The sequence below is a fragment of the Rhodococcus sp. PvR044 genome (assembly GCF_040548995.1).
Taxonomy (GTDB): Bacteria; Actinomycetota; Actinomycetes; order Mycobacteriales; family Mycobacteriaceae; genus Rhodococcus_G; species Rhodococcus_G oryzae.
The window spans coordinates 650898-662171 of sequence record NZ_JBEPSX010000001.1 but is presented as its reverse complement, the minus strand read 5'-3'; the positions used below and the strand labels follow the sequence as shown (position 1 = coordinate 662171).

11 protein-coding genes are annotated in these 11274 nt (G+C 67.7%); 4 read left to right on the top strand and 7 right to left on the bottom strand.

Annotated features, from left to right (window positions below):
- Positions 1–55 precede the first annotated feature (55 nt).
- Together ABIC28_RS02845 and ABIC28_RS02840 are read right to left on the bottom strand one after the other, a co-directional pair.
- Positions 56–1420, bottom strand: coding sequence for a phosphomannomutase/phosphoglucomutase (locus ABIC28_RS02845; RefSeq protein ID WP_097210546.1), 1365 nt, complete (start codon positions 1418–1420; stop codon positions 56–58).
- Positions 1421–1491: 71 nt separating this feature from the next.
- On the bottom strand, positions 1492–1884 hold the full coding sequence (locus ABIC28_RS02840; RefSeq protein ID WP_097210545.1) for a DUF3499 domain-containing protein: 393 nt from the start codon (positions 1882–1884) through the stop codon (positions 1492–1494).
- 81 nt (positions 1885–1965) lie between these two features.
- On the opposite strand from ABIC28_RS02840, the gene ABIC28_RS02835 reads away from it, so the two are divergent.
- A complete protein-coding gene (locus ABIC28_RS02835) occupies positions 1966–2460 on the top strand; it encodes a metallopeptidase family protein (protein WP_077041018.1) in 495 nt (164 codons plus the stop codon).
- Positions 2461–2489: 29 nt separating this feature from the next.
- Here the strand turns inward: ABIC28_RS02835 and ABIC28_RS02830 are convergent, their stop codons facing one another.
- The gene (locus ABIC28_RS02830) at positions 2490–2723 is read right to left on the bottom strand and encodes a WhiB family transcriptional regulator (protein ID WP_179800471.1); all 234 of its coding nucleotides are present in this window, start codon (positions 2721–2723) and stop codon (positions 2490–2492) included.
- 475 nt (positions 2724–3198) lie between these two features.
- On the opposite strand from ABIC28_RS02830, the gene cofD reads away from it, so the two are divergent.
- Genes cofD through ABIC28_RS02815 form a run of 3 tightly spaced genes read left to right on the top strand, consistent with a single transcriptional unit; the run spans position 3199 to position 6064 of the window.
- The gene (gene cofD / locus ABIC28_RS02825) at positions 3199–4173 is read left to right on the top strand and encodes a 2-phospho-L-lactate transferase (RefSeq protein ID WP_354577422.1); all 975 of its coding nucleotides are present in this window, start codon (positions 3199–3201) and stop codon (positions 4171–4173) included.
- Complete coding sequence (locus tag ABIC28_RS02820) at positions 4170–5513, top strand: coenzyme F420-0:L-glutamate ligase (RefSeq protein WP_354577420.1); 1344 nt, start codon at positions 4170–4172, stop codon at positions 5511–5513. The genes cofD and ABIC28_RS02820 overlap by 4 nt, the downstream gene beginning before the upstream one ends.
- Positions 5510–6064: an NUDIX hydrolase gene (locus tag ABIC28_RS02815; RefSeq protein ID WP_354577418.1), complete on the top strand. Its 555-nt coding sequence runs from the start codon at positions 5510–5512 to the stop codon at positions 6062–6064. Before ABIC28_RS02820 ends, ABIC28_RS02815 begins: the two co-directional genes overlap by 4 nt.
- A 367-nt stretch (positions 6065–6431) precedes the next feature.
- Here the strand turns inward: ABIC28_RS02815 and ABIC28_RS02810 are convergent, their stop codons facing one another.
- From ABIC28_RS02810 to ABIC28_RS02795, 4 genes are all read right to left on the bottom strand, one after another.
- Complete coding sequence (locus ABIC28_RS02810) at positions 6432–8384, bottom strand: HNH endonuclease signature motif containing protein (protein ID WP_354577416.1); 1953 nt, start codon at positions 8382–8384, stop codon at positions 6432–6434.
- Between the two features lie 79 nt (positions 8385–8463).
- Positions 8464–9249 (bottom strand): SGNH/GDSL hydrolase family protein, encoded by a 786-nt coding sequence (locus ABIC28_RS02805; protein ID WP_354577414.1) that lies wholly within the window; start codon positions 9247–9249, stop codon positions 8464–8466.
- A 43-nt stretch (positions 9250–9292) separates the two neighbouring features.
- On the bottom strand, positions 9293–10387 hold the full coding sequence (gene manB / locus ABIC28_RS02800; RefSeq protein WP_269588334.1) for a mannose-1-phosphate guanylyltransferase: 1095 nt from the start codon (positions 10385–10387) through the stop codon (positions 9293–9295).
- A complete protein-coding gene (locus ABIC28_RS02795) occupies positions 10377–11270 on the bottom strand; it encodes a glycosyltransferase family 2 protein (RefSeq protein WP_097210669.1) in 894 nt (297 codons plus the stop codon). The genes manB and ABIC28_RS02795 overlap by 11 nt, the downstream gene beginning before the upstream one ends.
- Between the last annotated feature and the right edge of the window lie 4 nt (positions 11271–11274).

Here is an 11274-nt window from a genome sequence, read left to right as displayed (position 1 = left end):
TCCTTCCTCTCTCGCTCTGCCCGGGGCAAGAATTCTACGGCTCTTCCCGTGTCCGCTAGGCGCGCACGACACCAAGTATCTCAGCCACCAGCGCTTCGACCTCTTCGACCGTCCGTGCTTCCACGTTCAGCCGCAGCAAGGGCTCGGTGTTCGAGGCGCGCAGATTGAACCACGCGCCCTGGCCGAGATTGACCGTGACACCGTCGAGGCGGTCGACGGACTTCGTGCGGCCCGAGAAGGCGGCGAGGACGGCGGCGGTCCGTTCGGCGGCGTCGGCGACCGTCGAGTTGATCTCGCCCGAGGCCTCGTAGCGCTCGTAGCTCTTCATCAGGTCGGATAGCGGTCGGTCCTGCTCGCCGAGCGCCGCGAGTACGTGCAGCGCGGCGAGCATGCCGGAGTCGGCGCCCCAGAAGTCGCGGAAGTAGTAGTGCGCCGAGTGCTCGCCGCCGAAGATCGCGCCAGTCTCCGCCATCTGCTGCTTGATGAAGGAGTGCCCGACCCTGGTCCGCACCGGAGTGCCGCCGAGCTCGGTCACCAACTCGGGCACCGCCCTGGAGGTGATGAGGTTGTGGATGATCGTGGCGCCGGGCTCCTTGGCGAGCTCCCGCTCCGCGACCAGTGCCGTCACCGCGGACGGGGACACCGGGTTGCCGAGCTCGTCGACGACGAAGCAACGGTCCGCGTCGCCGTCGAAGGCGAGGCCGATGTCCGCGCCGGTCTGCCGGATCCGCTCCTGCAGGTCGACCAGGTTCTTGGGGTCGAGCGGGTTGGCCTCGTGGTTCGGGAAGTTCCCGTCGAGCTCGAAGTACATCGGATCCACGCTCAGCGGCAGCGGTTCGAACACGGCCGGGACCGTGTGCCCGCCCATGCCGTTACCCGCGTCCACCGCGACCGACATCGGCTTCATCGACGACAGGTCGACGAGGCCTCGGACGAAGTCGGCGTACTCGGCGAGCACATCCTGCTCGCTGACCGAGCCCGCCTCACCGTCGTAGCCGGGCACGCCCTCGATGACCTCGGCCGAGATCGTCGCCAGCCCTGTGTCCTGTCCGACCGGCTTGGCGCCCGCACGGCACAGCTTGATCCCGTTGTACTTCGCGGGGTTGTGGCTCGCGGTGAACATGGCACCCGGACAATCGAGCAACCCCGACGCGAAGTACAGCTGATCGGTGGAGGCGAGGCCGATGAGGACGACGTCGAGCCCCTGGGCCGTCACTCCGTCGGCGAACGCGTTCGCGAGCTCCGGCGACGACTCCCGCATGTCGTAGCCGATGGCCACGCGGTCGGCGCCGGCGCGGACCAGGCGGGCAAACGCGCCACCGACATCACGCACGAAGTCGACATCGATCTGTTCGCCCACCACTCCGCGGACGTCGTATGCCTTGATGACGGCATGGACGGATTCGGCGGGACGTGCCACTGCGATAACTCCTGCGTTCGGGGACGGTCTTGATCGGTGCACCGCCAGCCTAGTGCCAGGTGCCGCGCGGGTCAGTTCGTGGGATCGGGCAGAACCCGCAGATGGCCGCGACGACCGGTGCGCGGGGCCGGGGCAGGCGCGTGTGCCGTTTCCACCGAACCCGACGCCACGGAATCGACGGATGCACGCTCGGGCATACCCGCCTCGCGGACGGCCTCGGCGAGTGCCGTGAGGTCGTCCTCGTCCGGGGTGGTGGTGGAGAAACCGCCCTCGTAGCGGACCAACTCCCAGCCCTTCGGCGCGGTGATCCGGGAAGCATGCGTCTCGCACAGATCCCAGGAATGGGGCTCGTCGACGGTGGCGAGCGGACCGACCACTGCCGTCGAGTCCGAATAGACATACGTCAGCGTCGCAACGGCGGGGTTCTTACACCCAGGCCGGCAGCATCGACGCAGTGCTCTCACGCTGATGAGGGTAGCTGGCAGACCCGCAGGCTCCTACTCGGACACACCGGAAGCCGATGGGTGTCGGTAGGATTGACCTTCATGCGCAGAGCCCGACACGGACGACCGTTGACCTCCCGATCGGCCGCTCGACGGGGACGCGGTATCCGCGGACCGGTGCTCCCGGCGAGTGTGCCCGCATGGCGCAGCCGGGCGGAGAAGTTCGACATGCTGGTCCTGGAGGCGTTCGCCCCGATCGACGCCCGCTGGCACGATCGGATCACCAAGCTCGACATCGCCGTCGACGAGGTGCCGAAGATCCGCGCGCTCGACCCCGATTCGGTCACCTGGCCGCCGGAGGTGGTGGCGGAGGGACCGGTGCCGCTCTCGCGACTGGTACCGGCAGGCGTTGACCGGCACGGCGCCGCCACGAGAGCGCGACTGGTCCTGTTCCGCCGGCCCCTCGAATTGCGCGCCAAGCGTCAGGAAGATCTCGTCGATCTGTTGAACGAGGTGTTGGTCCGGCAGGTCGCCACCTACCTCGGAGTCGACCCTGAAGTGATCGACCCGGAGCTCGGTGAAGACCCCGAGGACTGAAAAGTACTTGATCCGTAAAGGATCCGGCTCTAGACGATTCCGCGCTTGAGCCGACGACGCTCGCGCTCCGAGAGTCCCCCCCAGATTCCGAATCGCTCGTCATTGGAGAGCGCGTACTCGAGGCACTCGTCGCGAACCTCGCAACCGAGGCAGATTCGCTTTGCCTCGCGGGTCGAGCCACCCTTCTCGGGGAAGAATGCCTCGGGATCGGTCTGAGCGCACAGGGCGCGCTCCTGCCACTGATCTTCGATGTTCTCGAACATCTCATCAAATCCGGTGACCAGGCTCAGCTGAGGCCGTACCGGCTCCCTCTCCCCCAAAAGTTCGCCAACACCCTCCACTGCGTTCGCTGTGAAATCGGTCTGCGGTTCGTAATCAAGCGCGCTCAGAAGTCGTGATCCCTCGTACTGGTTGGGCATCGTTCCGCCTCCTCACCTTGGATTGCGCAGAAAATTCCGGTCACTTTCGTTCCCCGACAATGTCATCCACTCCGAACGAACGTTCGAATCAAGGTTCGCCACAACTGATCTCGGGTGGCGAAGGTTGAATGACATACCTGTGATTAGACACGGCACCGAGCGCTGGGGTCAAGCTGTTGGGCAATTCCCCTTACCACCACACACGGCGGAATCGCCTCGACGACGCATTCGTGCGCGTCACCAGCGTGTCGCACCGGCTGTCGCCGATCGACCGGTGCAAGTCGGCTGCACCGGCGCAGGACGCCTAGGCTCTTGAGCTGTGAGAGTCACAGTATTGGTCGGCGGCGTCGGCGGAGCCCGTTTCCTGCAAGGTGTGCGGAGCCTGCTCGGAGAATCGGATGCCGCGGGCGCACACGAGATCACCGCGGTCGTGAACGTCGGAGACGACGTCTGGATGCACGGCCTGCGCATCTGCCCGGACCTGGACACCTGTATGTACACGCTCGGCGGCGGCATCGACCCCGAGCGGGGTTGGGGTCACGTCGGCGAAACCTGGAACGCGAAAGAGGAACTCGCCGCCTACGGCGCGAAGCCGGATTGGTTCGGTCTCGGCGACCGCGACATCGCCACACACCTCATCCGGACCCAGATGCTGCGCACCGGCTATCCACTGTCGGCGGTCACCGAGGCGCTGTGCAATCGCTGGCAACCCGGGGTGCGGCTGCTCCCGGTGACGGACGACCGCAGCGAAACCCATGTGGTCATCACCGATCCGGCCGACGACGAGCAGCGGGCGATCCATTTCCAGGAATGGTGGGTCCGCCACCGCGCCCAGGTTCCGACGCACAGCTTCGTGCACGTCGGTGCCGACAAGGCCACGCCTGCACCCGGGGTCATCGATGCGATCGAGAACGCGGACGTGGTGCTCCTGGCACCCTCCAACCCGGTGGTCAGCGTCGGCGCCATTCTCGCGGTACCCGGGATCCGGGGCGCGCTGCGAACCGGCAAGGCAAAGGTCGTGGGCCTGTCGCCCGTCATCGACGGAAAGCCGTTGCGCGGCATGGCCGACGAATGCCTGGAGGTGATCGGCGTGGAGACCACCGCCGAGGCGATCGGACGCTACTACGGCGCCCGCTCGGACACCGGGATCCTGGACGGCTGGCTCGTCCACGAGACCGACACCGCACAGGTTCCCGGAGTCCAGGTCGAGGCGGTCCCGCTGCTGATGACCGACCCGGAGACGACGGCGGAGATGGCACGGGCCGCGCTGCGCTTGGCCGGGGTCACGGTGTGAACGGCGATCACGGTGCACGCGGTTCCATCGAGATCCTCCCCGTGCCAGGACTTCCCGAGTTCCGGCCGGGCGATGACCTGGCCGCTGCGATCGCGGCTCAGGCGCCCTGGCTGGTGGACGGCGACGTGCTGGTCGTCACGAGCAAGGTCGTCTCGAAGGTCGAGGGCCGAATCGTGGCCTCCCCCACCGATCCCGACGAACGCGATGCCGTTCGCCGACGCCTGGTGCACCAGGAAGCGGTCCGGGTCGTGGCTCGCAGGGGCCGCACCCTGATCACCGAGAACAGGCTGGGCATCATCCAGGCGGCGTCCGGCATCGACGGATCGAATGTGGACCCGGCGGAGCTGGCCCTACTGCCGGAAGACCCCGACGCGAGCGCTCGGCAGTTGCGTGAACGGCTGGCCGAACTGCTGGGCGTGAGCGTCGCCGTGGTCATCACCGACACCATGGGACGGGCGTGGCGGGTCGGCCAGACGGACGCCGCGATCGGCGCATCCGGACTACCGGTGCTGCACGGCTACGCGGGATCGGTCGATGCCCAGGGCAACGAGCTCTATGTGACGGAGGTGGCGGTCGCGGACGAGCTCGCGGCGGCGGGCGATCTGGTGAAGGGCAAAGTCGGGAGCGTACCGATCGCCGTGGTCCGCGGGTTCGAGTTCGCGGACGACGGTTCGGTGGCGCGGGACCTGGTGCGGCCGGGCGAGGAAGACCTGTTCTGGCTCGGCTCCAACGAGGCAGTGGAGCGCGGCCGCCACGAAGCCCTTCTGCTGCGCCGCTCGGTGCGTGAGTTCTCCACCGAATCGATTGATCCGCAGTCCCTTCGGGAGGCGATCGCGGATGCCCTGACGGCACCGGCACCGCACCACACCCGCCCGGTGCGCTTCGTGTGGATCCGCACGGCCGCGACCCGCAGGCGCCTGCTGAACGCGATGCGGGAGCAGTGGCGCTCGGATCTCACCGCGGACGGGCTGAGCCTGGAGAAGATCACCGCGCGACTCGACCGCGGAAACATCCTGTTCGAGGCGCCGGAGCTGGTGATCCCCTTCTGCGTGCCCGAGGGCGCGCACCGCTACCCCGACGAGGCCAGGACCAGGGCCGAACAGACGATGTTCACCGTCGCCGCGGGCGCCGCCGTGCAGGGGCTGCTGGTGTCGTTGGCCACCAAGGGAATCGGTAGCTGCTGGATCGGTTCGACCATCTTCGCGGCGGACCTCGTGCGGGCCGAACTCGGCTTGCGCGCGGATTGGCAGGCGCTCGGCGCCATTGCCGTCGGGCATCCTCTCGAGCCCCTCGCGCCTCGCGTGACGAGCGAGCCCGGAGACCTGCTGGTGGAAATGTGAGTGCACAGTCCCTGCACCGTTCGGCGCGCGAGGCGTTGCTGGGCTGGCAGACGCCGAACGCTGCCGACGAGTCGTTGCGGCACACCATGCTCGCGTTCCTCGACTCCGCACCGCTGGGCTGCCTGCGTGAGCACGCCCCCGGCCACATCACCGCGTCGTCCCTGGTCCTGAGCGAGGACGGGCAGCAGGTGCTGCTGACCCTGCATCCGAGGGTCGGTCGCTGGATCCAGCTCGGCGGCCACTGCGAGGCAGCTGACGAGACGGTCGTGGGCGCGGCACTGCGGGAGGCCACCGAAGAGTCCGGCATCGAGGGCCTGCGGATCGACCCGATCCTGCTCTCCGCGCACACGCACCCGATCACCTGCTCGCTGGGCCAGCCGACGCGGCATCTCGATCTGCGGTTCCTCGTCTGGGCGGAGAACGATGCACCGATCGTCGTCAGCGACGAATCGACCGATCTGCGATGGTGGCCGGTCGATGCACTGCCGGAGACCGCCGAGCGGGAGACCATCGATCACCTGGTGCAGTTGGCCCGGCTGCGCTCGCGTTGACCGCGGTCACACGGGAGGTGGATCGACATCAGAACCGGCTGTACCCAAGGAGCTCCCGTGAAGAGACTGGTCTGCGCCCTGGCCATACCCGATGGTTCTTGCCAGCTGTGGGGCCGAGCCCCCAGGACCATCGGCTCCGTCCTCATACGAGGAGGCGATCCACGAGTTGGTGTGCTTCAACCCCGGGACCACATTCGCAGAGATGGATGGCGATATGCGTTCCTTCGCTGCTGAACAAGGACTATCCGTCGATGAGGTAGTCCGGAATAGCGTCCTCCAGGCACGGGCATATGTCGAGGTTGATGGCGAACTCGGGAAGCCGTGCCGGGATCGGTAGGGCGTAGTTCACGCGGACCCATGGGCACTGTCAATAGGGCGGCGGCTGATGACGAAAGCGTTCGCCCAGTACTGCCTGGTGTTCTGCGAAGTGGGCGCGGAGTTCTGCGCACCGCGCGAGGTGGCCGGGGTCGGTGATGGTCGCGAGCTCTGGGAGCGTCGGGGGTAGATCGGTGGGCTGCATGTGTGTTTCCCACCAGGTCGGTTCGTAGATCCCGAGGTCGGGTGGTTCGAGTGGCGCCGGTGCGGGCGTCGGCTTCGCAACCGGTCGAGGTTCGGGCCTTCTTGGCCGGTTGCTGGGTCGCTGGTCGACCGGCAGCGGCAGCGTGACCCCGATTGCGCCGTGTTGGCCGATCCAGACGATGACATCGCCCTCGAGGCGGACGACGCGGAAGAGGCGGTCGGTCTTGGCCTGGTGGTGCCAGATGCACGCGGGTTCGCCGTTGCTCTCCACGGTCCAGCCGCCGGCGTGGGGGTTGTCGGGGTCGAATTCGACGATGTGGTCGAACTGGCAGTCGCGGGCCTTGACGGTGCAGCCGGGGAAGGTGCAGGTGTCGTACTTGTCGAAGACCGCGGCACGGACGGCGTTGCTGGGTCGGTAGGTCAGGGCGCCGCGGGGTGGATGGTCGTGTCCGCCGTGCCCGTCCGGATGTTGGCCGTCGAGCAGGGCCGGGTTCGCGGTGATTGCGTCGAGTATGTCGGTGATCCGGGGACCACGAGAATTCTTGTCCGGGGATGGATTCGGCGGGCTGTGCCGTGGAGGAAGCTGCCCAGAGGGTCTCCGCCGCAGCCGATAGCGGGACGGGATACCGGGTACCCGGGTGGAAGCAGAGGTGTCCCCTGAACCGTTGCCACCCTTTGTTTCCTGTGGCACTTGGTCACCCTGCGGGTCACCTGGCGGTTCACCTACTTCGCAGATCGCTTCTGGCGCCTCAAACTCGGTGTCGGTGGTGCAGTCACCATCACGGCCAGACTCGCCTTCATCGCCGACAGTGGCGTTTCGCTCCGCCTCGATGCGCCGAGCATCGGTGATCACCGCCTGCCATGTCGCGTCACCGGCGAGGAGTCGAGCAAGCTCCGGATCGATCGGTCCGTGTCCCTCCAGATGCCCGGGATGATCGGCCAGCCGCAGCAGACTCTCCAGGTCGATGTGGATGTGGACTTCTGGTTTCGGCCGTTCAGGTCGGGGTAGGTGTGCGGTCGGGCAGTCGTCGCGCGCACACTGGCAGTGCAGATAGATCTCGCCGTGCACCAACGCCATGAACGCATCCGTGCGCAGATTGTCGACCGTCCGCGGATCCTCCCGGCAGACCGTGCCCGCCATCTCGCAGATCAACGAGTCGAGGGCGCGGCCTTCGGCGGCGGTGAGGGTGGCATACGCCTGCGCCATGCCGTGCAGATCCGCAGTCACCGACACCCGACGAGAGTGACGCTCCCGACGCTTGCGCAACTCCTCTGCCTCGGCCGGGCTGATGCGAATTAACTCCCGCATCACCTCCGCCACCAACTTCTTCGGCGTCAAATACAGCGCCGCGTCCGCCAAATGAGGTTCCATCAGGACGAGCGTGGCGTCGGAGATCTCCGCGGTCGCGTCGACGAGCGCGAACACCCGCGGAAAGTCCACCCGACCCGACACGAACACCGCACGAATCAACGGCAACCGCAGATCCAGCGCATTACCCACCGCCACATACCGTTCCGCGGTGAACGCACTCACACCCAACGCCAGCGAGGTCTCCATCTCCGCCGACCGGCCGGCACGGTAGGCGAACTCCTCCCCGAACAAATCCACCTCGGATGCGAACTGCCGCCGCGCAAACGCCGCCGCCGTCAACACCTTGTGAGCCGCCGCGATGTTCTCCGCCCGCCCGTACTCCCGCAACGCCGACAGCGCCGCGGCACCGTCCTCGAAATCCACCGGGCGTTCGTCCGCGCGGGCGCCCTCCCCTGCGGCACCACCCCGAAACCCCCCGGTATCGAACATGTGTACGAGTCTACGCTCGGCCACCGACACCGATCCGACAACGAACGACCCGGTCGCTCAGAGCGCCTTCGCGGCGCACTCAGCCCTCCGCAGAGATCGATTCCAACACAGGACGTCTCGCCGCCACGGTGTCGCCCGAGGACTTTCCGGTCAGTCGGCGCCCGATCCACGGACCGACGAAGTCCTTGGTCCAGATGTAGTTCACCCGACGCCGCTCGGCCTTGCTCAGCACCGGCGCCGGCCCGAGATCGGGGCCCTCGAGCTCGTGGCTGACACCGAGCGCATCGAGGGTCTCGACCGCCATCCGCTGATGCCCTGCAGTCGACATGTGCAGGCGGTCCCAGTCCCACATCCGTTCGTCGTCATAGCCGTCGAACCGCCAGAAATCGACAACCACCGCACCGTGCCGGTCCGCGACCTCGCGGACCAGTTCGTTGTAGATCGCGATGCGCCCGCGGATCTTGCCGAACACGGCCGACCACCCCGCGTCGTATGCCGTCCACAACGCCACCGTCGCCCCGCTCGCGGTGAGCTTGCCGATCGCCTCGTCGTAGCGGTCCACCATCGCGTCGATGTCCACCGACGGACGCATCAGGTCGTTCCCGCCGCCGTAGATCGTGACCAGATCCGGCCCAAGGGCGAGCGCCTGATCGACCTGGTCGTCGATGATCTGCCCCAGCAGCTTTCCGCGGACCGCGAGGTTGGCGTACCGGAAGTCCTCGCTCTTGCCCGCGAGCTGCTCGGCGACGCGATCCGCCCAGCCCCGCAGCCCGTTCGGCCGCGCCGGGTCGTGATCGCCGAGCCCCTCCGTGAACGAATCCCCGAGGGCGACGTAACGATTGAAGACAGGTTCCGGCGAATTCATCGCATAGATTTTGCCAGAATGGGCCAGGTCACACCTGCACGGGTTACACGTCGGTGGAGAACCGGACCCCGCCGTCGGGCAGGGCAACGCCCGGCCAGACCCGCGCACCGCGGAGCAGTTCGCAGCGGGCGCCGACGTCAGCGCCGTCGCCGATCACCGCATCGCGCACCAGCGCCCGGGGCCCGATCCGCGCGCCGAATCCGACGATCGACCGTTCCACCGTCGCGCCCGCTTCGATGACCGCGCCGTCGAAGACGACCGCACCGTCGAGCCGTGCGCCCGCGCCGATCTCGGCGCCGCGTCCGACCACCGTGCCGCCGATCAGCACCGCGCCGGGCGCGATGCCCGCGCCCGGGTGCACCAGCGACTCTCCCCGCGGGCCCTCGAGCGCGGGTGAGGGCGCGATGCCGCGCACCAGATCAGCGGACCCGCGGACGAAGTCCTCCGGCGTGCCCATGTCGCGCCAGTACGCCGCGTCGACATGCCCGAAGACGCGTCGCCCCTCGGCCAACAGCCCGGGGAACACCTCACGCTCCACCGAGACCGGACGCCCGGCCGGGATCTTCTCGATGATCTCGCGCCTGAAGACGTAGCAACCGGCGTTGATCTGGTCGGTCGGCGGATCCTGGGTCTTCTCGAGGAAGTCCGTGACGCGGCCGTCGCCGTCGGTCGGCACGCATCCGAAGGCCCGCGGATCCCCCACCCGGACCAGGTGCATCGTCACGTCCGCCTCTGTGGTGCGGTGCGTATCCAGCACGGCCCGAAGGTCGGTGCCGCCGAGCACGTCGCCGTTGAAGACGATCACGTTGTCGGCCCTGAGCTTGGGCAGCACGTTCCTGATGCCGCCACCGGTGCCGAGCGGCTCGGTCTCGGTGACATAGTCGATCTCCAGACCCATCGACGACCCGTCGCCGAAGTAGTCCTCGAAGACCTCGGCCTTGAACGAGGTGCCGAGCACTACGTGTTTGATCCCGGCCGCGCCGATGCGCGCCAGCAGGTGCTGCAGGAAGGGCAGGCCCGCCGTCGGCAGCATGGGCTTCGGCGCGGAGAGCGTCAGCGGCCGCAGCCTGGTGCCCTTACCGCCGACGAGAACCACCGCGTCCACGTTCGGTTCGCTCGTCACTTGGTCATTCACCATCGTCTGCAGTCCCCTCGTTCTTCGCCCTGTTCCGTACCGCGGCCGCGACGGCCACCTTCGACCGCACCGCGAGACCGCCGCGTAGCGCCCACCGAAGCGGCGCCTGCCACCAATGCGGATGCCGATCGGCCTGGAAGCGGTAGGCGCTCTGGTGATGTGCCGGCAGCATCAACTCGGGATGGCGCCCTGCCGCATGTCCCTTGGCGTGGGTCACCTCGGCCGAGGGCACGAACACGTTGTGCCAGCCCGCGCGGCCGAGTCGATCGCCGAAGTCGACGTCCTCCATGTACATGAAGTACCGGGAGTCGAACCCGTTGATCGAGTCGAATGCGGCGCGACGCACCAGCAGGCAGGACCCGGAGAGCCACCCCACAGGGCGCTCGGACACCTGCTCGTTCTCCTGGCGGTACCGCTGGGTCCACGGATTGGACGGCCAGACGGTGCCGAGGAGGGCGTGGCCTGCGCCCGAGACGAGCCCGGGAACCTGGCGCGCCGACGGGTAGACGCTGCCGTCGGGTTCCAGCACCATCGGACCGAGTGCGCCCGCGCGGGGCCAGCGCTGAGCCGCGTCGAGCAGCACGTCGAGGGAGCCGGCGCCCCAGCGGAGATCGGGATTCGCGATCACCACGAACTCCACATCGGGGTCCAGCTCGGCCACCGCGCGGTTGATGGCACCGCCGTAGCCGATGTTCCCGCCCGTGCGCAGCAGGCGCACGTTGGAATTCTGTTCGAGGGCCGCCTCGGGAGCACCGTCTGTCGACCCGTTGTCGGCCATGACGACCTGGGTCTCCAACGTCGTGGCTTCCTCGAGGGTGTCGAGGAAACTCTGAAGGTGCTTGCCCGGCGAATAGGTCACCGTCACCACGGCCAGCTGCGAACTCACGCCG